The organism is Pseudomonas sp. TE21394 (genome assembly GCF_054057835.1).
Genome location: NZ_JBSRZR010000001.1, coordinates 2,544,529 through 2,567,663 on the forward strand (window position 1 = coordinate 2,544,529; position 23,135 = coordinate 2,567,663).

Annotated in this window: 22 protein-coding genes; 6 read left to right on the plus strand and 16 right to left on the minus strand. The window is 64.7% G+C overall.

Going from position 1 to position 23,135, the window contains the following annotated elements; all coding sequences use genetic code 11:
- Positions 1 to 48 precede the first annotated feature (48 nt).
- The 15 genes from urtD to cbiE form a co-directional block, all read right to left on the minus strand.
- Positions 49 to 906: an urea ABC transporter ATP-binding protein UrtD gene (gene urtD, locus ACVWZT_RS11735; RefSeq protein ID WP_296232212.1), complete on the minus strand. Its 858-nt coding sequence runs from the start codon at positions 904 to 906 to the stop codon at positions 49 to 51.
- Positions 903 to 1,982 (minus strand): urea ABC transporter permease subunit UrtC, encoded by a 1,080-nt coding sequence (gene urtC, locus ACVWZT_RS11740; RefSeq protein WP_296232211.1) that lies wholly within the window; start codon positions 1,980 to 1,982, stop codon positions 903 to 905. The genes urtD and urtC overlap by 4 nt, the downstream gene beginning before the upstream one ends.
- On the minus strand, positions 1,982 to 3,469 hold the full coding sequence (gene urtB, locus ACVWZT_RS11745) for an urea ABC transporter permease subunit UrtB (RefSeq protein ID WP_296232209.1): 1,488 nt from the start codon (positions 3,467 to 3,469) through the stop codon (positions 1,982 to 1,984). Before urtB ends, urtC begins: the two co-directional genes overlap by 1 nt.
- Positions 3,470 to 3,589: 120 nt before the next feature.
- Positions 3,590 to 4,855 carry an urea ABC transporter substrate-binding protein gene (urtA, locus tag ACVWZT_RS11750; RefSeq protein ID WP_296232208.1) on the minus strand — a complete coding sequence of 422 codons (1,266 nt, stop codon included), beginning with the start codon at positions 4,853 to 4,855 and terminating at the stop codon, positions 3,590 to 3,592.
- Positions 4,856 to 5,041: 186 nt separating this feature from the next.
- A complete protein-coding gene (gene cycA, locus ACVWZT_RS11755) occupies positions 5,042 to 6,448 on the minus strand; it encodes a D-serine/D-alanine/glycine transporter (RefSeq protein ID WP_296232207.1) in 1,407 nt (468 codons plus the stop codon).
- Between the two features lie 185 nt (positions 6,449 to 6,633).
- Positions 6,634 to 8,001 carry a PepSY-associated TM helix domain-containing protein gene (locus tag ACVWZT_RS11760; RefSeq protein ID WP_457469433.1) on the minus strand — a complete coding sequence of 456 codons (1,368 nt, stop codon included), beginning with the start codon at positions 7,999 to 8,001 and terminating at the stop codon, positions 6,634 to 6,636.
- 60 nt (positions 8,002 to 8,061) lie between these two features.
- Positions 8,062 to 10,128, minus strand: coding sequence for a TonB-dependent copper receptor (locus tag ACVWZT_RS11765; RefSeq protein ID WP_457469435.1), 2,067 nt, complete (start codon positions 10,126 to 10,128; stop codon positions 8,062 to 8,064).
- A gap of 66 nt (positions 10,129 to 10,194) precedes the next feature.
- Complete coding sequence (locus tag ACVWZT_RS11770) at positions 10,195 to 10,623, minus strand: DUF2946 domain-containing protein (protein ID WP_457469436.1); 429 nt, start codon at positions 10,621 to 10,623, stop codon at positions 10,195 to 10,197.
- 26 nt (positions 10,624 to 10,649) lie between these two features.
- Entirely contained in the window at positions 10,650 to 11,135 is a 486-nt protein-coding gene (locus ACVWZT_RS11775) for a copper chaperone PCu(A)C (protein WP_457469438.1), read from the minus strand.
- A gap of 48 nt (positions 11,136 to 11,183) precedes the next feature.
- On the minus strand, positions 11,184 to 11,573 hold the full coding sequence (locus ACVWZT_RS11780) for a DUF2946 domain-containing protein (RefSeq protein ID WP_296232202.1): 390 nt from the start codon (positions 11,571 to 11,573) through the stop codon (positions 11,184 to 11,186).
- 203 nt (positions 11,574 to 11,776) lie between these two features.
- Positions 11,777 to 12,631: an SPFH domain-containing protein gene (locus ACVWZT_RS11785; protein WP_296232201.1), complete on the minus strand. Its 855-nt coding sequence runs from the start codon at positions 12,629 to 12,631 to the stop codon at positions 11,777 to 11,779.
- A gap of 26 nt (positions 12,632 to 12,657) precedes the next feature.
- Entirely contained in the window at positions 12,658 to 13,092 is a 435-nt protein-coding gene (locus ACVWZT_RS11790) for an NfeD family protein (protein WP_296232200.1), read from the minus strand.
- A 157-nt stretch (positions 13,093 to 13,249) separates the two neighbouring features.
- A complete protein-coding gene (locus tag ACVWZT_RS11795) occupies positions 13,250 to 13,969 on the minus strand; it encodes a cobalt-precorrin-6A reductase (RefSeq protein ID WP_457469440.1) in 720 nt (239 codons plus the stop codon).
- Positions 13,966 to 15,060, minus strand: a complete 1,095-nt coding sequence (locus tag ACVWZT_RS11800) for a cobalt-precorrin-5B (C(1))-methyltransferase (protein WP_457469442.1) — start codon at positions 15,058 to 15,060, stop codon at positions 13,966 to 13,968. The genes ACVWZT_RS11795 and ACVWZT_RS11800 overlap by 4 nt, the downstream gene beginning before the upstream one ends.
- Entirely contained in the window at positions 15,053 to 16,264 is a 1,212-nt protein-coding gene (cbiE, locus tag ACVWZT_RS11805; protein WP_457469444.1) for a precorrin-6y C5,15-methyltransferase (decarboxylating) subunit CbiE, read from the minus strand. Before cbiE ends, ACVWZT_RS11800 begins: the two co-directional genes overlap by 8 nt.
- A gap of 145 nt (positions 16,265 to 16,409) precedes the next feature.
- Between cbiE and cobG the strand changes: the two genes are divergently transcribed.
- The 6 genes from cobG to ACVWZT_RS11835 all read left to right on the plus strand — a co-directional run bounded on the left by cobG (position 16,410) and on the right by ACVWZT_RS11835 (position 22,284).
- Complete coding sequence (cobG, locus tag ACVWZT_RS11810) at positions 16,410 to 17,741, plus strand: precorrin-3B synthase (RefSeq protein ID WP_457472063.1); 1,332 nt, start codon at positions 16,410 to 16,412, stop codon at positions 17,739 to 17,741.
- The gene (locus ACVWZT_RS11815; protein ID WP_457469445.1) at positions 17,734 to 18,360 is read left to right on the plus strand and encodes a precorrin-8X methylmutase; all 627 of its coding nucleotides are present in this window, start codon (positions 17,734 to 17,736) and stop codon (positions 18,358 to 18,360) included. Before cobG ends, ACVWZT_RS11815 begins: the two co-directional genes overlap by 8 nt.
- On the plus strand, positions 18,357 to 19,091 hold the full coding sequence (locus tag ACVWZT_RS11820) for a precorrin-2 C(20)-methyltransferase (RefSeq protein ID WP_289129730.1): 735 nt from the start codon (positions 18,357 to 18,359) through the stop codon (positions 19,089 to 19,091). Before ACVWZT_RS11815 ends, ACVWZT_RS11820 begins: the two co-directional genes overlap by 4 nt.
- Entirely contained in the window at positions 19,079 to 20,776 is a 1,698-nt protein-coding gene (gene cobJ / locus ACVWZT_RS11825; RefSeq protein ID WP_457469446.1) for a precorrin-3B C(17)-methyltransferase, read from the plus strand. Before ACVWZT_RS11820 ends, cobJ begins: the two co-directional genes overlap by 13 nt.
- A gap of 92 nt (positions 20,777 to 20,868) precedes the next feature.
- On the plus strand, positions 20,869 to 21,549 hold the full coding sequence (locus tag ACVWZT_RS11830; RefSeq protein ID WP_457469448.1) for a hypothetical protein: 681 nt from the start codon (positions 20,869 to 20,871) through the stop codon (positions 21,547 to 21,549).
- A 60-nt stretch (positions 21,550 to 21,609) separates the two neighbouring features.
- The gene (locus tag ACVWZT_RS11835) at positions 21,610 to 22,284 is read left to right on the plus strand and encodes a hypothetical protein (protein WP_457469450.1); all 675 of its coding nucleotides are present in this window, start codon (positions 21,610 to 21,612) and stop codon (positions 22,282 to 22,284) included.
- A 148-nt stretch (positions 22,285 to 22,432) separates the two neighbouring features.
- On the opposite strand, the gene ACVWZT_RS11840 is transcribed toward ACVWZT_RS11835, so the two are convergent.
- Entirely contained in the window at positions 22,433 to 23,026 is a 594-nt protein-coding gene (locus ACVWZT_RS11840) for a MarC family protein (RefSeq protein ID WP_296232218.1), read from the minus strand.
- Between the last annotated feature and the right edge of the window lie 109 nt (positions 23,027 to 23,135).

Here is a 23,135-nt window from a genome sequence, read left to right on the forward strand (position 1 = left end):
TCTGCGTTTTGCCTGTGCCGGGCTTTTCGTGGCTACCGACAGCAATGTCTAGCGGCCCAGATACACCTCGACCACCCGCTGATCCGCCTGCACCTGCGCCAGCGACCCTTCTGCCAGCACACTGCCTTGGTGCAGCACGGTTACATGGTCGGCAATGCTGCCGACAAAACCCATGTCGTGCTCCACCACCATCAGCGAGTGCTTGCCGGCCAGGCCCTTGAACAGCTCGGCGGTAAACTCGGTTTCGGCATCGGTCATGCCGGCTACCGGCTCGTCCAGCAACAGCAGTTGCGGCTCCTGCACCAGCAGCATGCCGATCTCAAGGAACTGCTTTTGCCCATGCGACAGCAGGCCCGCCTGGCGCTGGGCCAACGGCAGCAGGCGCAAGGTGGCCAGCACCTCCTCGATACGCTGGCGTTGTTCAGCACCGAGCCGCGCCGTCAGGCTGGCCCACACCGACTTGTCGGTCTTCAGCGCCAACTCGAGGTTCTCGAACACCGTCAGCGCCTCGAACACTGTTGGCTTCTGGAACTTGCGGCCGATGCCGGCCTGGGCGATCTGGTATTCGCTCATGCGAGTCAGGTCGAGGGTGTCGCCAAACCAGGCATTGCCGCTGTCAGGACGGGTCTTGCCGGTGATCACGTCCATCATCGTGGTCTTGCCGGCACCGTTGGGGCCGATGATGCAGCGCAGTTCGCCCACGCCGATGTACAGGTTCAGGGCGTTCAGCGCCTTGAAGCCATCGAAGCTGACGCTGATGTCCTCAAGGCTCAGCACCGTGCCGTGGCGGGTATCCAGGCCGGCCTTGCGGCGGCTGCCAAGGCCGATGGCCTCGCGGCCGGCGCCGAGTGCGTCGAAGACCGGCTCGAGCATGAATTCGGGATGTACCGGCGGCACGCCTCTCATGGTTGGCTCCTTTTCTTCAGCAGGCCCACCACACCCTGGGGAAGGTACAGGGTGACGAGGATGAACAGCGCGCCGAGGAAGAACAGCCAGAACTCCGGGAAGGCCACGGTGAACCAGCTTTTCATGCCATTGACCAGGCCGGCGCCAAGCAGCGGGCCGAGCAGCGTGCCGCGACCACCAAGGGCCACCCACACGGCGGCCTCGATGGAGTTGGTCGGCGACATTTCGCCAGGGTTGATGATGCCCACCTGCGGCACATACAGCGCACCGGCCAGGCCGCACAGTACGGCACTGAGCACCCACACCAGCAGCTTGAATCCGCGTGGGTCGTAGCCGCAGAACATCAGGCGGTTCTCGGCATCGCGCACCGCGGTGAGCAGGCGGCCGAACTTGCTGCGGGTCAGGCTCCAGCACAGGTACAGGCTGGCCAACAACAGGCCGACGGTGAGCAGGAACAGTACAGCCCGGGTGCCCTGGGCGGCGATGTCGAAGCCGAGGATGGTGCGAAAGCTGGTAAAGCCGTTGTTGCCGCCGAAGCCGGTCTCGTTGCGGAAGAACAGCAGCATGCCGGCGAAGGTCAGGGCCTGGGTCATGATCGAGAAATACACACCTTTGATCCGTGAGCGGAAGGCGAACCAGCCGAATACCAGTGCCAGCAGTCCGGGCGCCAGTACCACCAGGCACAGGGCCCAGGCGAAATGCTCGGTGCCAACCCAGTACCAGGGCAGTTCGCTCCACGAAAGAAAAGTCATGAAGCCCGGCAGCCCGTCACCGGCGGCCTGGCGCATCAGGTACATGCCCATGGCGTAGCCGCCGAGGGCGAAGAACAGGCCATGGCCCAGCGACAGCAGCCCGGCATAGCCCCAGACCAGGTCCAGCGCCAGGGCCACGATGGCATAACAAAGGATCTTGCCGACCAGGGTCAGGGTATAGGCCGACACCTGCAGGGCATGTCCCACTGGCAACAGCGACAGCAGTGGCAAGGCCACCAGCAGCAGGACGACGAGCGTTCCGATGGCCAGCGACAGGCGCGGCCCGGCCTTTTGCGTAGCAGTGACAAGCAGTGGCTGGTTCATCAGTCGATTACCCGTCCCTTGAGGGCAAACAGGCCTTGCGGGCGCTTCTGGATGAACAGAATGATCAGCGCAAGGATGAGGATCTTGCCGAGCACGGCGCCGATCTGCGGCTCCAGCAGTTTGTTGGCGATGCCAAGGCCGAACGCTGCCCACAGGCTGCCGGCCAGCTGGCCGACACCGCCGAGCACCACCACCAGGAACGAGTCGATGATGTAGCTCTGGCCCAGGTCGGGGCCGACGTTGCCGACCTGGCTCAGGGCTACGCCGCCCAGCCCGGCGATGCCTGAGCCGAGGCCGAAGGCGAGCATGTCGACGCGCCCGGTGGACACCCCGCAGCAGGCTGCCATGTTGCGGTTCTGGGTGACCGCACGCACGTTCAGGCCCAGCCGCGTGCGGTTGAGCAGCAGCCAGGTGAGCAGCACCACGGCGATGGCGAAGCCGATGATCACCAGGCGGTTGTACGGCAGCACCAGGTTGGGCAGCAGCTGGATGCCTCCCGACAGCCAGGCCGGATTGCTGACTTCGACGTTCTGCGCGCCGAACAGCAGGCGAATGGCCTGGATCAGGATCAGGCTGATGCCCCACGTCGCCAGCAGGGTTTCCAGGGGACGACCGTAGAGATGGCGAATCACCGTGCGCTCCAGCGCCATGCCGACCCCGGCGCTGACGACGAAGGCCACCGGCAAGGCGAGCAGCGGGTAGAACTCGACGGCGCCCGGGGCGTAGCGCTGCAGCAGTACCTGTACCATGTAGGTGCTGTACGCGCCGAGCATCAGCATCTCGCCGTGGGCCATGTTGATCACCCCGAGCAAGCCGAAGGTGATGGCCAGGCCCAGGGCCGCCAGCAGCAGGATCGACCCCAGCGACAGGCCGCTGAACGCCTGGCCGAGCAGTTCGCCGACCAACAGCTTGCGCTGTACCTGGGCCAGGCTGGTTTCAGCGGCGGTGCGCACGCCCGGGTCGGTTTCCGCGCCCGGTTGCAACAGGGCTTCGAGGCGGGTGCGCGCCAGTGGGTCGCCGGTTTCGCCGAGCAGGCGCACGGCAGCCAGGCGTACGGCCGGCTCGCTGGCGCCGAGTTGCAGATTGGCCAGCGCCAGGCCGAGGGCTGCGTGCACGGCGGGGTCCGTCTCAGTGGCGAAGCGTCGGTCGAGGAAGGCCATTTGTGCTGGCTTTGCGCTCTTTTGCAACTGTTGGGCGGCAGCCAGGCGCGTGGCGCTGTCATCGCTGAGCAACTGGTGGCTGGCCAGGGCGTTGTCGATCAGGCCGCGCAGACGGTTGTTCAAGCGGACCTTGCGGGTGTCGTCAGGGCCTATGCGGCCTTGACGCAGGTTCTGCAGCAGCGGCAGGCGCGCGGCATCCGGCTGCGCCGCCCAGGTTTCGAGCAGTTGGGCCTGCTCGGCGGGCTTGGCGCTGAGGAAGAATTCGCCCTCGCTGGCGTGGGTTGCCAGGGGCAGCACGAGCAGGAGGGAGAGCAGCAGTCTGAGCATGCGAACAATCCTGGAATTCGGCGGTGGATTCATCGCGGATGAATCCGCTCCTACACGGACGGCGCTGAACGGTAGGAGCGGATACATCCGCGACAGGGCCGAACAGCAGCCCCGGTGCACTCAGTTACCTTTCACGGCATAGTCCGGGCGCTTGTCGTTGCCCGGAATGAACGGGCTCCAAGGCTGCGCCCGCAATGGCTGCTCGGTTTCCCATACCACACTGAACTGCCCGTCATCCTGGATCTCGCCGATCATCACCGGCTTGTGCAGGTGATGGTTGGTCTTGTCCATGGTCAGGGTGAAGCCCGACGGCGCCTTGAAGGTCTGCCCGGCCAGAGCCTCGCGCACCTTGTCGACGTCGGTGGACTTGGCCTTCTCGGCGGCCTGGGCCCACATATGGATACCCACGTAGGTGGCTTCCATCGGATCGTTGGTCACCGCCTTGTCGGCGCCCGGGAGGCCCTTGGCCTTGGCGTAGGCCTTCCAGTCGGCGACGAACTTCTGGTTGACCGGGTTTTCCACCGACTCGAAGTAGTTCCACGCCGCCAGGTGGCCGACCAGCGGCTTGGTGTCGATGCCGCGCAGCTCTTCTTCGCCGACCGAGAACGCCACCACCGGCACGTCGGTGGCTTTCAGGCCCTGGTTGGCCAGCTCCTTGTAGAAGGGCACATTGGAATCGCCGTTGACCGTGGATATGACCGCAGTCTTGCCCCCGGCGGAGAATTTCTTGATGTTGGCGACGATGGTCTGGTAATCGCTGTGACCGAACGGCGTGTACACCTCTTCGATGTCCTTGTCGGCCACGCCCTTGCTGTGCAGGAAGGCGCGCAGGATCTTGTTGGTGGTGCGCGGGTAGACGTAGTCGGTGCCCAGCAGGAAGAAGCGCCTGGCGGTGCCGCCGTCTTCGCTCATCAGGTACTCGACGGCCGGGATGGCCTGCTGGTTGGGCGCGGCGCCGGTGTAGAACACGTTCGGCGACATCTCTTCGCCTTCGTACTGCACCGGGTAGAACAGCAGGCCGTTGAGCTCTTCGAACACTGGCAGCACAGATTTGCGCGACACCGAGGTCCAGCAACCGAACACCACCGCGACCTTGTCCTGGGTCAGCAGCTGGCGGCTTTTTTCAGCGAACAGCGGCCAGTTGGAGGCGGGGTCGACCACCACCGGTTCGAGCAGCTTGCCATTCACACCCCCCTTGGCGTTGATCTCGTCGATGGTCATCAGCGCCATGTCCTTGAGCGAGGTCTCGGAAATTGCCATGGTCCCGGACAGCGAATGCAGGATGCCGACCTTGATGGTCTCGGCGGCCTGGATACTCCAGCTCAGGCCCATCGCGGCGATCGATGCGCTGAGGGTAAAGGCCTTGATCAGACTGCGACGCTTCATGTGCTCTCTCCGCTGTGTTTTTTTAGGGTGTTGGGCAAGCGGAGGGGGTGTTGCAAGGGGTGTGCCTGGTGGCTCAAGTCCCGTATCAGAGGGGTTTTGCGAGGTGTTGGGGCGTGGGTTGGATCCAGCTTGGTGCCTAGCGCATCTGTGTGCACAGGATTGGGGCCGCGTTGCGGCCCCGAGGCTTCAGCCGTTACGCACCGCCGTGCGCGGATGGCGCTTGCTGCGCACGAACTGGTAGGTCACCGCCAGCAGCACGAACCAGATCGGTGTCACCAGCAATGCTGAGCGCGTGTCTGCCTCCAGGCTCAGCAACACCAGGATGAAGGCAAAGAACACCAGGCACACGTAGCACATGAAACGCCCGCCAGGCATCCTGAATTTCGACGCCTGGTGCAGCGCCGGTCGGTGCTTGCGGTACCGCAGGTACGACAGCAGGATCAAGGTCCAGACGAACATGAACAACACTGCCGAAACGGTGGTGATCAGGGTAAATGCCTCGATCACGTTGGGCACCAGGTAGATCATCACCGCACCCAGCAGCAGGCAGGTGCAGGAGAAGTACAGCCCGTTGGCAGGCACCGAGCGGCTCGACAGTTTTTCGAATGCCCCGGGTGCATCACCCTCCTGCGCCAGGCCATATAGCATGCGGCTGGTGGAGAACACGCCGCCGTTGGCCGACGAGGCCGCCGAGGTCAGTACCACGAAGTTGATGATGCTTGCAGCGGCCGGCAGGCCGGCCAGCACGAACAGTTCGACGAACGGACTCTTGCCCGGCACCACGTCGCGCCAAGGGGTCACGGCCATGATCGCGATCAGGGCCAGTACGTAGAACATGATGATCCGCACCGGGATCGAATTGATCGCTCGTGGCAGGGTGCGTTCCGGGTTTTTCGCTTCGGCGGCGGTGGTGCCCACCAGTTCGATACCGACGAAGGCGAACACGGCGATCTGGAACCCGGCGAAGAAGCCTATCAGGCCGTTGGGGAACATGCCGCCATCGTTCCACAGGTTGGCCAGCTGCGCAGTGCGCCCGCTGGGCGAAGTGAAGCCGCTGATAACCATGTACAGGCCGGTCGCGACCAGGCCGAGAATGGCGACGATCTTGACCAGGGCGAACCAGAACTCCAGTTCACCGAACATCTTCACCGTCACCAGGTTGAGCGAGAGCAGCACGCCCACGCAGGCCAGTGCCGGGATCCACTGTGGCAGTTCGGGGAACCAGAACTGGGTGTACGCGGCGATGGCGACCACGTCGGCGATGCCGGTGACCACCCAGCAGAACCAGTAGGTCCAGCCAGTGAAATAGCCGGCCCAAGGGCCCAGCAGGTCGGCAGAGAAGTCGATGAACGACTTGTAGTTGAGGTTCGACAGCAGCAGTTCGCCCATCGCGCGCATGACGAAGAACAGCATGAAGCCGATCAGCATGTAGACAAAGATGATCGACGGCCCGGCCAGGCTGATGGTCTTGCCCGAGCCCATGAACAGGCCGGTGCCGATTGCGCCGCCGATGGCGATCAGCTGGATGTGCCGGTTGGTAAGGTTGCGCTGCAGGTGCTGGTCTTCAGCAGGAGGGGAAGAGGTCCGGGTCATTGGCTGCATTCCATTGATGGTCAGTCTTTTTGTGAAAGCCGAGTAGGCTAACACGGGCGTCCCAATTCGGGGCGCGACAGATCGACACGACCTTTGTGCAGCGCTTACTGGCCGCTTCGCGGGGGCAGTCCACTCTGTGGGAGCGGGCTTGCCCCGCGAAGTGGCCAGTGAGACCACTGCAAGGGTCAGGCGCTGGCCAATACCCGACGGCGTCGCACCACCAGGCTATCCACAACCCACATCACCACCATCGACAACCCAACCAGCGGGAACATCACCCCCAGCAGCACCATCACACCGACTGCCGCCTTCCAGCGCGGCAGGTCATGGCGCAGCGGCGGCACCCCCAACCCTCCTGCCGGCCGGCGCTTCCACCACATCACCAGTCCGCTCACCGAGCCCAGCAGGATCATCAGGCACACGAGCAGGATGATGACCTGGTTCAGCACCCCGAACATCTTGCCTTCATGCAGCATCACCCCCAGCTCGGTGGCCCGCGCCACCGGGCTGTAGTCCTGCCAGCGCACGTCGGCCAGGACCTTGCCGGTGTACTGGTCGACGTGCAGGGTGGCGTCGTTGCGTGGGTCGTCGGCGAACACCGCGATGGTGAATACACCGTCAGCTGTGGTCGGCAGGGTGATGCTGTAGCCCGGCTCGACCTGGCGCGCACTGGCGATGTCCTCGACCTGTTGCACGCTCACCTGCGGTGCCGCCGGAGCGGTCGACATCACGTGATGCCCGGCGTGTTCGGCATGCGCGCCGGATTGCGGCATCGGTGTGTTTTCCATGGCCCAGGGCACCGTCTGGCGGTGGGCATGGTTCAGTTCACCAGCTTGTTGATCGGACTTGGGTACGTCGTTCCACATGGCGGCTGGAAAGCGGTTCCACAAATCGGCGTACTGCTTGCCCCACAGGCCGGTCCAGGTCATGCCGCTAAGCAACATCAGCAACAGCAACGCCGAACCCCAGAACCCGGTCACCGCATGCAGGTCGCGCCACAACAGCCGACCGCGTGCGCTCAGGCGTGGCCAGAGCACGCCAGCGCCATTGCGCCCCCGCGGCCACCACAGGTACAGGCCGGACACCACCAGCACGATGCCCCAGCCGGCAGCCAGCTCCACCAGCCGGTCACCCACCGTGCCGACCATCAGCTCGCCATGCAGGGCGCGGGCGACGGCCTGCAGGTTTTGCTTGGCGTCCTGCTCGCCAAGGATCCTGCCGCTGTAAGGGTCGACGAACACGTTCAGTTCCCGCCCGCCGTCATGCACCACGAACTGCGCGCTGCGTTCGGCGTTCAGCGGCGGCAGGTACTGGCCGACGTGCCCCTTGGGATAGGCCTGGCGCACTTCGGCCAGCATCGTGTCGGCGCCCTGCCGATGGTGTCCGGCTTCGACCACCATCAGGTCGCGGTAAAGCAGCGGGTCTAGTTGCGGCTTGAACAGGTAGATGATCCCGGTAACCGCCAGCAGGATCATGAACGGGGCCACGAACAGCCCGGCATAGAAGTGCCAACGCCAGGCCAGGTTGTAGAAATTGATGCGTGTTCCTCTCATGGGAACCTCCAGTGTTTGCCAACTGAAGGGCGCAACACCTGGTTGCGCCCGCGGTGGTTGTCAGAAGCTGAAATCGACCTTGGTCCAGAAGGTCCGGCCTGGCTCGGTCACCGGTTGTGGGTCTGTGGCCGGGTAGCCGAACCCAGCGTTGCCGGCCAGGTTCAGGTGCTCGGCGTAGGTCTTGTCGAAGAGGTTGTCGACCCCGGCGCTGAGCTTGAGCTGGCTGCTGACCTTGTAGGCACCATTGAGCGAGAACACGCCGAAGCCAGCGCTGTTGTCGTAGTCCTTGCCCACCACATTGCCCTGGTTCTCGGCGATACGGTTCTGCGCCGACACCAGCCGCCACAATGCCCCTGCACTCCAGGTGTCACGGCTGTAGGTCAGGCCAAGGCGGCTTTCCAGGGGCGGCATCTGCGGCAGCGCCTTGCCGTCACTGCTGTTCTTGCCCCAGGCGTAGGCCAGCGTGGCATCGGCTTTCCAGTTTTCCGTCAGCTTGTAGGCGGCGCCCAGCTCGCCGCCCATGATGCGGGCGTCGATGTTCTGCGCCTGGGAGGTGCTCATGCCCATCATGCCGGTGCGGTAATCGAACAGGATGTAATCGCGGATCTGCCCGACATAGGCCGAGGCCCAGGCCTCCAGGCGTTCATCGCGGTACTGGATGCCGAAATCGAGCTGGGTGGTCTTCTCGGGCTTGATACCGTCGAAGGCGTTGGCCGCACCAGGCGGCGCCAGCTTGGGCGAGAACAGCTCCCAGTAGTCCGGGAAGCGCTGCGCGTGGCCAAGGCCGATGTAAGTGGTGGCGGGGATCGCCGCCAGGTCGTGCTCGTAACGCACGAAGCCGCTGGGCAGGGTGTCGGCGCGGGTATCGCCTTCGGTGGCGCTACCCGTGCGCAAGTCGCGGGCCGAGGCGCGGTCCAGCCGGGCACCGGTGATCAGCCGGTCAACATCTGTGGCGTACCAGGTGAGTTCGCTGAAGGCGCCGTAGTTGTGGAAGTCGGCGTCCTTGGTCCAGGGCTGGCCCTTGTGCGCATCGACGCCCATGCCGCCACGCTGGCGGTGTTCGTTGGTTTGTGCGTCGATACCGCTGATCAGTTGCACGTCTGCCCAACGCCAGGTTGCCTTGATCCGTGCACCCATCGTGCGGCGGTCGACGTTGCTGACCATGGGCATGCCCATCATGCCGCTGCCCGATGGCGTGCGCAGGCTGTAGTTGTCCATCACGTGGTCGGCGTAGTTGTAGTAAACCTGCGCCTCGACCTTGTCGAGAACCTCGCCGAGGTTGGACTTTTCAAAGCGCAGGCCCAGGCTTTCGCGCTTGAACTGCGAGCCGTCCATGCCACGTCCGGCATAGCGGGCTTCGCCGTCGCCCTTGCCGGCAGTGAGTTCCAGCAGGGTGTCCTGGTCTGGCGTCCAGCCCAGGGTTACATCGCCGTTCCATTTGTCCCAGCGTGAGGGCACGGTGTCGCCGTTGCCATCGTGGTAGTCGTCAGAGCGCGACTGGTTGCCGACGAAGCGTGCGTAGGCCTGGCTGTTGCCAGCGGCGGCGTCGAGCACTTTGTCGAAGCGGCCGTTGGAGCCGGCCAGGAGGCTGGCGTTGACGCGGCTACCAAGGGGGCCGAACTTCTCCGGCTCACGTTCGAAGAGGATGGTACCCGCCGAGCCGCCCGGGCCCCAGATCACACTTTGCGGGCCCTTGATGACGGTGAGGCGGTCGTACGTTTCGGGTGCGATGTACGAAGTCGGTGCGTCCATGCGGTTGGGGCAGGCACCGAGCATCACGCCGCCGTTGGTGAGGATGTTCAGGCGCGAGCCGAACATGCCGCGCAGCACCGGGTCACCGTTGGTACCTCCGGCACGGATGGCCGAAAAGCCTGGGATGGTCTTGAGGTAATCGGCGCCATCGCTGGCCGGTACGGGCTGGCGTGGGTCTTTCGGGTCGGTGACCACGGTCAGCGGCGAGCTTGGCGCAATGGCGGTGATCACCGTCGGGCTAAGCTCGGGTAGCGTTTGCTTGTGGCCTTCGTGGCCAGGGGCGGCGGCGATGGCCATGGGCGCGAGCAGCGAGCCGCACAACGCGGCGAATGTCCCGCGCAGGGCGGGTGCGAAAACAGGGGTGCAGCCGGACATAGTGATTCCAGTCGATCAGTCATGAGTCGGCGCGAAGCTCCAGGCTTCGTGCGGCAAAAGGTGATGTCAGATGCTGATCGAAAGCGGCGGTGCGCGGCTGCGCGCGCCGGGGAAAACGGCCTGCCGGGCATGGCCTTGGTGCGTGGGCGTGGCGGTGAGGGTGGCCGGGGTGACGTGACCGGCGCTGAGCGGGCTGAGGGTTTGTGGTAACGCGGGGCAGTTGAACAGCAGGCTGCAGTAGCCGCACTTTTCCCACATCACATGCAGCTGGCCATCATCGCCGTGGCCGTTATGTGCGTCGCCATGCTGATGCTCCATGGACATGCTCATGTCCATCGGCATGCTCATGCCCGCATGGTGCTCCATCGGCATCGACTGGGAAACCAGCGGGCCGATGAAGATCATCCACATGGCGAACAGGCTCAGCCAGCCGCCACCGACGCGCCTGCGTTCAGGGCGGGTGGTACGGCTGCGGCCGTTGCGGGGCAGGCTCATGTTGGCGAGCGCCGGTCAGCTAGCGGTCAGTGCGCGTGTTCGTGGCCTTGCGGCTGGTCCGCCGGCGGCTGCTTCTGTACAGCCACGTCGACGGTGATGTCGCCGGCCTTTTCGAAGTGCAGTGTCAACGGGAAGCGCTTGCCTTCGACTAGCAGGCTGCGGTCCTTGGGCTGCATCAGCATTACATGGTAGGCGCTGGGGGCGAAGACCAGGTCCTTGCCGGCCGGCACGGTCACGTTGGGCACCTGCTGCATCTTCATGGCGCCGCTGGCGCTCATTGTATGCTCGTGCAGTTGTGCATCTGCAGTGATCGGGCTGTCGACGCTCAGCAGGCGGTCGTCTGCCTTGCCGTTGTTGTGCACGATGAAATAGGCAGCGACGTTGGGCGCATTCGGTGGCAACGCCAGCGACCACGGGTGGGCGATGTGCAGGTCGCCCACGGTGTATTCATGGGCATTGGCGAAGGCGCCGGGCAGCAGCAAGGCGGCCACGATGAGAGCTTGCTTGAGCATGGTGTGAGTCTCCGTTCTGTTCAGGTTCAGGCAGACAGCGTGATGAACTCAGACCAGGGGAGGGGCACGGGGGTTGAGCGCAGGCCATAGCTGGCGCGGTGTCGGTTGGTAGGTGGCAAGCGGCGGTAGATACCCGGCCAGCAGCGTGGGCGGGTTGTGCAGCTGCGGCGGATAGCCCGGCAGCGCCAGCAGCGGTGCGGCGCCGGAGCAGCACCAGCAGTGCTGCATGTTGGAATGCTGGTCGCTTTGGGTGCCGAGGTCGATCTTGGCCAGGGCCTGGACATCGACCTTGGCCTTACCGGCCAGGCTCGAACAGAAAGCCCCCCACAGCAGCTGTTCGGCCGGGCCCTTGGGCGCGGCAGAGGACAGCGGCATGGCCAGCAGGTTGAACAGCACTGCTAGGCAGGCTATCCAGGCAATGTGCCGACGTGGGGGCATGGAGAGATCCGGTCAGGAATCGTGACGGGTATTGTAAGGCGGAGTATAGGTAAAAATGGCGGGGTGCGGTGAAGTGACGCAGGTGGGATGACATCTGGTGCTGCTATGCAGCCCATTCGCGGGGCAAGCCCGCTCCCACCTCCAGAGGTCAGCTGTGGGAGCGGGCTTGTCGCGCGCATGGCCGCACAGCTGCCCCGGTGATATCAAGGCTTGTTGCGGCCCATCAGGCCACGGACGGTTTCCTGCAGATCCGCCGGCAGCACCACCACCTTGGCGTTGTTGCTGTTTGCCAGGTTCTCCATGGCGCCGACGTAGCGCTCGCCCAGCAGGTACATGGCCGGTACCGTCTCATTGCCGACTGCTTCCTTGACCAGCGAGATCGCCCGCGCCGAGGCCTCGGCCAGGTTGATCTGCGCCTCGGCATCCAGCTTGGCCGACTGCAGCCGTGCTTCAGCTTCGAGAATCGCCGCCTGCTTGGCACCTTCGGCACGGGTCACGTCGGCTTTACGCTCACGTTCCGCAGCGGCCTGGCGCTCCATGGCCAGTTGCATGTTCTCGGACGGCTTGATGTCCTGGATTTCCACCGAACGCACGGTCACGCCCCAGTCTTCGGTCTGCTCGGACATGGCCTCGCGCAGGCGCGCCTTGATCTGCTCGCGGCTTGACAGCGCTTCGTCCAGGTCCATCGCACCGACGATGGCGCGCAGCGAAGTCATGGTCAGGCTGGTGACCGCGAACGAGAAGTTCTGCACGCCGTAGGAGGCCTTCTGCGGGTCGATCACCTTGGCAAAGCACAGGGCGTTGGCGACAATCACCGCGTTGTCCCGAGTGATGATTTCCTGCTCTTGCACATCGAGGATGATGTCCTTGGTCGGCAGGCGGTAGGCAACCACGTCCATGTAGGGAATGACGATGTTCAGGCCGGGCTTGAGCGTGCTGTGGTAACGGCCCAGGCGCTCGACGATCCATTCCTCGCCCTGGGGCACGATACGCACCCCCTTGAACACGGTGATCAGGACGAACAGGGCGATGGCGGCGACGACGATGAGGCTGGTCATGGTGCGCAATTCCTTTTGATACAGGTTCAGGCCCGGATGACCCGGGCGGTATTGCCTTCGATGGCGGTAAGGCGTACCCGCTCGCCGGCGGCGATCTCGCTGTCGGCGATGCAGGTCCATTCTTCGTTGCCGAGTACCGGCTTCTGAAAGCGTACCCGGCCTTTGTGGAACTCCGAGACCGCAGCGGTCAGCAGCCCGACTTCACCGATCACGCTGTCTGCTGTCCAGCGCACGTCCGGCTTGCGCCGGAACAGCTTGAACCATAGCGCCGTGGTGACTGACGAAAGCAGCACCCAAAGCAGCACCTGCATGTCCAGCTGCAGGCTGGGGGCAGCCAGCGAGATGAGTGAAACCAGCACGGCACCAATGCCGAACCAGAGGATGAAGAACGTCGGCAGAACCAGCTCGAGCAGCATCAGCGCAATGCCGAAAACCAGCCAGATCCACCATTGCATGTCCATATGGGTAGCGCCTTCCAGGGGGGAGAAGGCGAGTTTATGGCAACAGGGCGGCAGAGGGCCACCTGAAGCCTTGAAAGAAAAGCCCGAAATGGCTGTGGGACTATCTTCGGAAGAGTGACGCTCCTACAGGGGGAGGCGGTTTTTGTGACTGTTGTTCTTACAGATCGAGTGCTGCGGCCAGGTCATGCAGCGATTCGAATATCCGGTCTACGCCAGGCAGCACCGGGCGCCTCAGCACCAGCACCGGTAAGCCCAGCTCCCGCGCCACCTCCAGCTTCGGCTCGGTCGCCACGCTGCCGCTGTTCTTGCTGATCAGCACATCGATGCAACGACGTTGGAACAAGGCCCGTTCATCGTCGATATGGAACGGCCCGCGCGCGCCAATCACTTCGCAGCGGGCATTGCCAGGGCACGCCTCCAGCGCACGCAAGGTCCAGAACTGCCCGGGCGGAATTTCATCCAGGTGTTGCAGCGGCTCGCGCCCCAGGGTGAATAACGGCCTGCGGAACGGCTTGAGCGCCCCGATCAACCCTGCCCAGTCGTCGACCTCGCGCCAGTCGTCCCCCTTCTGCGCCTGCCAGGCCGGGCGCCGCAATGCCCAGCAGGCGATGCCGGTACTGCGCGCGGCTTTGGCGGCATTACGGCTGATTTGCGCGGCGTAGGGGTGGGTGGCATCGATCAGCAAGCTGATGCCTGCCTCGCGCAGGTAGCCCGCCAGGCCCTCGGCACCGCCAAAACCGCCCACCCGAACCTGGCACTGCAGGTCCTGCGGCACCCGGCCGATGCCGGCCAGGCTGTAGACGTGCTGCGGGCCGAGGCGGCGGGCCAGGGCCAAGGCTTCCGTTATGCCGCCCAGCAGCAGGATACGCCGGTTCATTGGGCACCCGCCCGGCCGACGATGCCGCCCTGGCGGTCGATGGCGAACACTTCCACATGTACCTGGGCCGGTACGACGCTGCGGGCGAAGGCCAAGGCATGCGCGCACACCGCATCGCCCAGAGCAACGCCGGCGGCATGCGCCAGCGCCAAGGCCTGCTGGCTGGTATTGGCTGCCCGGATTGCCGCCTGCAGCGCTTCGTCAGCGCCGATGTCTGCAGCCCAGCCGGCCAGTTGCGGCAAGTCGATGCTGGAATGGCGGCTGTGCAGATCCATGTGCCCGGCCGCCAGCTTGCTGATCTTGCCGAAGCCGCCACACAGGCTCAGGCGCGCTACCGGCACCTTGCGCAGGTGCTTGAGCACCGCGCCGACGAAGTCACCCATTTCGATCAGGGCAATTTCCGGCAGGCCATAGACCCGGCGCATGGTGTCCTCGCTGGCGTTGCCGGTGCATGCCGCAATGTGCGTGTAGCCATTGGTGTAGGCGACATCGATGCCCTGGTGGATCGAGGCAATGTAGGCCGCACAGGAGAACGGCCGCACAATGCCGCTGGTACCGAGGATCGACAGACCGCCGAGGATACCCAGGCGCGGGTTCATGGTTTTCAGCGCCAGCTGCTCACCGCCCTGAACATTGACGGTGACCTCGAAGCCACCGGCATAACCGCATTCGTCCGCCAGACCTTGCAGGTGTTCGCTGATCATCCGCCGCGGCACCGGGTTGATGGCCGGCTCACCCACGGCCAGCACCAGCCCCGGGCGGGTCACGGTGCCGACACCGGTGCCGGCGACAAAGCGGATGCCCGCTTCGGCCAGCAGGCGCACCTGGCTGTAGAGCAGGGCGCCGTGGGTCACGTCCGGGTCGTCGCCGGCATCCTTGAGCGTGCCTGCTTCGGCGCCTTCACCGTTCAGGCGGCAGAACTCCAGGCGCATCTGCACCACCTTGCCCTTGGGCAGTGTGATATGCACGGCATCGCTGCTTGTACCGCTCAGCAGCAGGCGAGCGGCTGCCAGGCTGGTGGCGGTGGCGCAGCTGCCGGTGGTCAGGCCGCTGCGCAGGGGCGCAGGCTGTTCACGTGTTTCTTCACGCATCGGCGGGCTTCACGACCTCCAGCAGGGTGATCGGCAGCGCCTGGCGCCAGGTGTCGAAGGCGCCCAGCGGCTGTGCATGGGCGACGTGGATGCGGGTCAGCTCGCCGCCGTGGCGTTCGCGGAACTGCGCCAGGGCCAGTTCGCTCTGCAGGGTCACTGCGTTGGCCACCAGACGGCCGCCGGGGCGCAGGCTTGCCCAGCACAGGTCGAGCACGCCGACGCGGGTGACGCCGCCGCCAATGAAGATGGCATCGGGCTGTTCCAGGCCTTGCAGGGCCGCCGGGGCCTTGCCGCGGACCAGTTGCAGGCCGGGGACCCCCAGTGCATCGCGGTTGTGTTCGATAAAGCCCTGGCGACCCTCGTCGGCCTCGATGGCCAGGGCTCGGCAGGCGGGGTGGGCGCGCATCCATTCGATACCGACCGAACCGCAGCCCGCACCGACGTCCCACAATAGTTCGCCGGGCTGTGGCGCCAGGCGGGCGAGGGTGATGGCGCGGACATCGCGCTTGGTCAGCTGGCCGTCGTGACGGAAGGCACTGTCCGGCAGCCCGGCGAGGCGGTGCAGGCGCGGGGCGTGTGGGGCAGCCCGGCATTCGATGGCCACCAGGTTGAGCGCAGCGACCTGGGCATGTGGCCAATCCTCGGCGGAGCCGGATAATTCACGCTCCGCTGCCCCGCCCAGATGCTCGTATACCCTTAGCCGGCTCGGCCCGAAACCACGCTCGCGCAGCAGTGCGGCAATCGCCGCCGGGCTGTCACCATCGTTGCTCAGCACCAGCAGGCGCACGCCACCGTGCAGATGGGCATTCAGTGCAGACAGCGGGCGGGCGACCAACGACAGCACCTGCACATCCTGCAGTGGCCAGCCCAGGCGGGCGGCGGCCAGGGCACACGACGAGGGCATCGGCAGCACGTGCATTTCTTCGTCAGGCACCTGGCGCGCGAGGCTGGCGCCGACACCGTAGAACATCGGATCGCCGCTGGCCAGTACGCATACCGGCTCGCCGCGCAGGGCCAGCACCGGGGCAAGGGAAAACGGGCTCGGCCAGCCCAGCCGCTCGCCGGCCACGCAGCGCGGCAGCAGGGCCAGCTGGCGCGGGCTGCCGAAGATCCGCGTCGCGCCCAGCAACGCGCGCCGGGCTTGCTTGCCGAGGCCGCTGAAGCCGTCTTCGCCGATGCCTACTACTGTCAGCCAGGGTGCCATGTATACCTCTTCAGGATCTTGGAGGAGCACAGCGCGCCCAGAATTTCAGCGCAAACTGGAATGATGCTCGACCACCGGCTTTTCATGCCGCCGGACAAAGCAGGCATAATACCGCGCCTTCTACACTCAAGCGCATTTTCACAGACTGCCGGATAGCCCATTGACGCAGGCCCATAGCCCCCATGTAACGCCCCGCCCCTCGGCTTGTCCGGGGTTGTGGCGTATCGTCAGTGCCCGGGATGGCGGCATTTGCCGCATCAAGCTGGCGGGTGGCCTGCTGCTCGCCGACCAGGCCGACGCGGTGGCGATGGCCGCCGAGCGTTTCGCCGAGGGTGTGATCGAGGCGACCAACCGCGGCAACCTGCAGATCCGCGGCATCGGCAGCGACCACCACGGCCTGGTCGAGAGCTTGCTCGCAGCCGGGCTGGGCCCGCGTGAGGCCGCCGGCGACGATGTGCGTAACCTGATGCTCAGCCCGCTGGCTGGCCACGATCCGGCCATGCTGCTGGACGCGCGGCCGCTGGCCGGGCAGATCCTCGGCCTGCTGGAAGGTACCCCGCGCTTTCATCAGCTGTCGGCCAAGTTCGCCGTGCAGCTGGATGCTGGCGAGCGCCTGGCCATGCTTGAGCATCCTCATGACCTGTGGTTGTCGGCCCTGCACCTGGAGCAGCAGGCCTGGCTGGCGTTCGGCCTGGCCGGCTGCCCGGCTGACGGCCGTGTGCTCGGCGCGGTGCCACTGGAGCAGGGCCTGATCCTGGTGTGTGCCGTGCTGGAGCGCTTCCTCGACCTGGCCACCCCGGCCCAATCGCGCATGCGCCAGTTGCTCGAAGTGTGCTCGCCAGGCGACTTCATCGACGGCCTTGGCCTGGCCATCCGCCGTGATGCCGCCGTCCTCGGCTGGCGACGTGAAGCGTACAACGCCGCATGGCTGGGTGTGTTACCCCAGGCGCAGGGGCTGGCCTTGGGCGTTGCCCCGCCGCAGGGCCGCCTGACCCCGGCCATGCTGCGTGGGGCTGCCCGTGTCGCCCGTGAACTGGGCGATGGCAGCCTGCGCCTGAGCCCCTGGCAAAGCCTGGTGCTGACCAATGTCCAGGCGCATGTCGTCAGCCAGGCCCAGGCCGCCCTGTCCGCCCTGGGCCTGCTGTGCCACGAGCAGGAGCCGCTTGCGCGTATCCACGCCTGTACCGGCAGCAGTGGCTGCGCCAAGGCCTTGGGCGAAACCAAGGCCGACGCCGTGACCCTGGCGGCGCTGCTCGGCCCGGGCGCGCCCGGCAGCGTGCATTTGTCCGGTTGCACCCGATCCTGCGCCGTGGCCCATGTTGCCCCGGCCACCCTGCTGGCGCGCTCACCGGGCCGTTATGACTTGTACCTGCGTGACGCAAGCCAGCCGGGCTTCGGCGCCCTGCGCGCCACCGACCTCACCTTGAATGAAGCAGGCGCCATGCTCGACCTGCCGACGGAGCACCTTGATGATTGACTACATCCGCGATGGCCAGGAGATCTATCGCAATTCCTTCCGGATCATCCGTGAGGAAGCCCGACTCGAGCGGATTCCCGCAGACCTCGAAAAGCTCGCCGTGCGCGTGGTTCACGCCTGCGGCATGGTCGAGGCCATCGATGGCCTGCAGTTCTCCGAAGGTGCTGGTCGCGCCGGGCGTGAAGCGCTGCTAGGTGGCGCGCCGATCCTGTGCGATGCGCACATGGTTGCCGAAGGTATCACCCGGGCACGCCTGCCAGCGGACAACAAAGTGATCTGCACCCTGCGCGACCCGAGCGTGCCGGGCTTGGCGAAAGACGCCGGCAATACCCGTTCAGCCGTGGCCCTGGAGCTCTGGCGACCGTACCTGGAAGGCAGCGTGGTGGTGATCGGCAATGCCCCCACTGCACTCTTCTACCTGCTGGAAATGCTCGACGCCGGCGCCCCCAAGCCGGCATTGATCCTCGGCTTCCCGGTCGGCTTCGTCGGCGCCGCCGAGTCCAAGGCGATGCTCGCCGCCGACAGCCGTGGCGTGCCGTTCGTGATCATGCAGGGCCGCCTGGGCGGTAGCGCGATGGCCGCCGCTGCGGTCAACGCCCTGGCCACGGAGGTGGAATGATGGCGCCGCGTGGACGTCTGCTCGGCCTGGGCGTAGGCCCTGGCGACCCTGAACTGATTACCCTGAAAGCCCTGCGCCTGCTGCGTGAGGCGCCGGTGGTCGGCTATTTCGTGGCCAAGGGCAAGCGCGGCAATGCTTTCGGCATCATTGAAGCGCACCTGCAGCCCGAGCAGACCTTGCTGCCGCTGGTGTACCCGGTCACTACCGAAGCCCTGCCGGCGCCGCTGTCCTATGAACAGGTGATCAGCGATTTTTATGACGAGGCCAGCGTACAGGTGGCCGAGCATCTGGATGCCGGCCGCGACGTGGCGGTGATCTGCGAAGGCGACCCGTTCTTCTACGGTTCCTACATGTACCTGCACGATCGCCTGGCGCAGCGATACGAGGCCGAAGTGATTCCCGGCGTCTGTTCGATGCTCGGCGGTGCCTCGGTACTGGGCGCGCCGCTGGTGTATCGCAACCAGAGCCTGTCGGTGCTGTCTGGCGTGTTGCCCGCCGAAGAGCTTCGGCGCCGCCTGGCCGACGCCGATGCGGCGGTGATCATGAAGCTTGGCCGCAACTTCCCCAAAGTGCGCGATGTGCTGGCTGAACTGGGCCTGGACGGCCGCGCGCTGTATGTCGAGCGGGCGACCATGGCCAACCAGAAGATCGTGCCGCTGGACCAGGTCGACCCGCAGTCGTCGCCCTACTTCTCACTGATCATCGTGCCGGGTGAAAAATGGCAGGGCTGAACAAGCACAAGGTTCCGGCGATCGTCATTCTGGGTCAGGGCAGCCTGGCCACGGCGCAGCGTATCCGGCAATGTTATCCACAAGCGTCGATCCACGGCCTCGAAGGCCGGGTCGGAGGCGCCGACCTTTCCTACAGTGTGTTCGGCGATACCCTACGTGCGCTATACCTGCAGGACACGCCGATCATTGCCGTGTGCGCCGCAGGGATCGTGATTCGCAGCCTGGCCAGCCTGCTCAGCGAGAAGGGCGTGGAGCCACCGGTCCTGGCGGTGGCTGAAGACGGCAGCGCCGTGGTACCGCTACTCGGTGGCCTGGCTGGCGTGAACCTGATGGCGCGCGAAATCGGCGAAGCGTTGGGCGTTGCTGCGGCGATTACCACCAGTGGCGAATTGCGTTTCGGTACCTGCCTGTTGAGCCCGCCGCAGGGCTATGCGCTGGCGGATATCGAGCAAGGCAAGCGCTTTGTTTCCGACCTGCTGGCTGGCGAAACGGTGCGTATCGAAGGCGATGCGCCGTGGTTGCAGCAGGCACAATTGCCAGCCAGTGACCAGGCCCGGCGCACCATCCATGTTGGGCATCAGGCGCGTCCAGCCGACCGCAACGAACTGCTGATTCACCCGCGCTCGGTGGTAATCGGTATGGCAGGCGGCGATCTGCACGGCATTCGCGCCGCCTTGCAGCAGGCTGGTATCGCCGAGCCTTCGCTGGCCTGTGTACTGGCGGATGAGCAAGCCATGGCCGATACCGCACTGCACGAGGCCGCGCAGGCGCTGGGCGTTGCGTTGCGTTTTGCCGCCAAGCCGCAGGATGTGGCCGGCATGGTGGCCGAAGCGTTGCCGGATGCTCAACTGATCGAGGTGGGCGACATGGTCATCGCGGTGGCACCTGCACCAGTCGAGGTGGCGCGGGTTGGCCGCCGTCGTGGCCGTCTGGCGGTGATCGGCCTGGGTCCGGGCGCTGCCGAGCTGATGGTCCCGGCGGTCAAGGCCGAGCTGGTGCGTGCCGAAGATGTGCTGGGTTACGAAACCTACGTGCGCATGGCCGGCCCGTTCCGTGACGATCAGGTGCTGCATTGCACCGACAACCGCGAAGAGATGCAGCGCGCCCGGCATGCCTTCGAACTGGCGGCCCAGGGCCGTTCGGTGGTGGTGGTGTCGTCGGGCGACCCAGGCGTATTCGCCATGGCGGCGGCGGTACTTGAAGCACTGCATGAGTCCGGCGACCCGGCCTGGCACCGTGTTGACCTGGCGATCCTGCCGGGGGTGTCGGCTTCGCTGGCGACGGCTGCGCAGGCAGGAGCGCCGCTGGGGCATGACTTCTGCGTGATGTCGCTGTCGGACAACCTCAAGCCTTGGTCGATCATTGAAAAGCGCCTGGACCTGGCGGCGCAGGCCGACCTGGTGCTGGCGTTCTACAACCCGATTTCCAAAGCCAGGCAGCATCAGCTGGGTTTGGCGCTGGAGGTGGTACGCCGGCACCGCGAGGGGAATACGCCCGTAGTCCTTGGCCGCGACATCGGTAGGCCGGGGCAGACGCTGAAGGTAGTTACGTTGGCTGAGCTGATGCCGGAAATGGTCGACATGCGCACCATGGTGTTGGTGGGCTCCTCTACAACCTGCGTGTTTCCTCGCTTGTCTGGCGGGGTGTGGGCCTACACGCCACGCTGGTACCCCTCGGCCAGCTGATTGCTTCGGAAACCCTTCAGTGCGCTGTATCGCCAGCGCGCTGGCTACGGTGGTGGCCCCTGAACCGAGGGGCACTACCAAGGAGTTTTCGCATGACCGATGAAAAGCAAATCACCACCAGCGACGCCGCCATTCTGATTGAAGGCGAGCTGCTGGCCTGTGGCGCAGGCATGTCTGCGCAAAACCGTCATGATGTAAAGAACGCATACCATTTCGCCACCGTGGCGGCCGACCAAGCCTTCGATGGCGTAACGCAGAGCCGCGAATGGTTCAACCGGTTCGTCGATGTCCTGAAGGAAATCGGCTTTACTCTACCGTCGCGTAGCTACGAGCAGGAAACTTCGGCGGAACTGTCTGTCACCATAGGCGCTGTGGCCATACGGACGATCGGTGCGGCGGGTTCTGCGATGCTGGGCGGTACCAAGCTGGGGGACCTTGCGAAGTCGGCGTTCAACAAGCTGACCACCGTCGAGCATGACGCCAAGATCATCGAACACAAACGCAAGAACAAGGAGCGTGGCATGGTCGGCGTGGCTGCCTGTATCGAAACCGCAAACAACGATGTGGTTTTGGTGGTGACCTGCATTCAGACTTCTGCTCCGCAACTCGATGACGACATCCTGGGTATCCAGTGGAAGCTGGAGAAAACCGAGTACTACTCCGGCAAGGCAGTATTCACGCTCAACAACTACATCTACGGCCATGTCCGCGAAAAAGTGGAAAACAAACTCGGCGAGCGCAGTATCAGGAATGTTCTGCAGTACGACATCTGACTGCTGGGCGGCGTTGTAGTGACGTCGCCTCATTCATTTCAGGGTGACAAGGCAACACTTATGGATAAAGCAGTTGAGCAACTGATGTTGGTGGGCGGAACGGCATTGCTGTATCCCGCAGACATAGGCGCGATTCAGCGCCAGGCCGCTTTCGACTCGATACTCTACGCGCAGTTGGTGGCCAACCGGAACCTCGGCCCGCGCTTTGACGACTACCAGAGCTGGTACCACGCCTATCGAGAGGCCTATAGCCAGCTGGGCTGGATCAAGCTGGCCAATATTCACGACTGCAAACAGCTGGGGCAACCTTCGCGTAGCACGCGGATTCAGCCGCTGGAAGCATGGCTGAGGATGCGTTCGATTCGGCAGGAGGCCGTATTGGCTGCTGTAAAGACGGGCCTGGACCTCTCAAACGAAGGTTTTGCCCACTTGTTGAAATTCACCGCTCAGGGGGCGGATCTGGTGCTTGAGCTTGGTTTGCTCAAGCCGGGCCCGGCGCTTGACCTTTGCAGTATCACTTTGCAATTCGATAGACCAATCGCTGATATCCCGCAGGACATGTTGTTGCGCGAGCAGACATTCAAGGGCCAGGCCCAGTTCAGGGGGGTATCTCTGGTGCTGGATGACAGGCGTTTCCAAGGCCGGCGAGAAGAGCTGCAGGCGCTGATGAAAAACAAGGATGTACACGCAGATTATCGCTTTGACCCCTACGCTGCGGCCAGGAGCACATCCTGAATGAGACCAGTTGAGCGGTGGCGCAGTCACAGCAACGTGTGGGCGGAGTTGATTCGTTGCACATCCTGGCTTTGCAGCAGAGTTTCTTGCCCAAGGTGCAGGACCATGGGGATCAGGTCTGCTTGCAGCGCATACTGGAGTATGGCTATCAGGGCGCCAGGTAGCCTTTGATACCGGTAAAGATGATCTGTGCGGCGAGGGCGCAGACGAACAGCCCCATCAGACGGCTGACGATCTGCAGCCCCTGGTCGCCGAGGATGCGTTCGATGCGGTGCGAGAGATACAGCACCAGGCCGACGGTGAAGCTGGCCAGTGCGATGCTGATAATGGCCAGCACCTTGTCGTCCCAGTGCGGGTGGCCCACACCCATGACCAACAGCGCACCAATGGTACCGGGGCCCACTGTCAGCGGGATGGTCAGCGGCACGATGGTGACGTCCTGCTGCACGTTGTCTGCCTGGACTGCCGACTTGCCTTGGGCCATGCCCAGGGCGGAGATGAACAGCACGCTGCCGGCGCCGATGCGGAAGGCGTCGGCGGTGATGCCGAAGATGCCGAAGATCGCCCGCCCGAACAGATAAAGCAGGACACTTGCAATGAGCACGGCAATGGCCACCTTCCAGGCCAGTTGCTTGCGCTCCTTGCTGGAGTGGCCACGGGTCAGGCTGATGAAGCACGACAACACGAAGAACGGGCTGTAGAGCACGAGCATTTTGAGGTAGACGCTGGACAACTCATGCAGCATGAGCACTGATCCTTGGCAGAGATGGGGGTGTGTAGGAGTGGCCTTGTATCGCGATCGGGCTGCACGGCAGCCCCCGGGCTTGCAACCTGTAGCATAGACCCAGGGG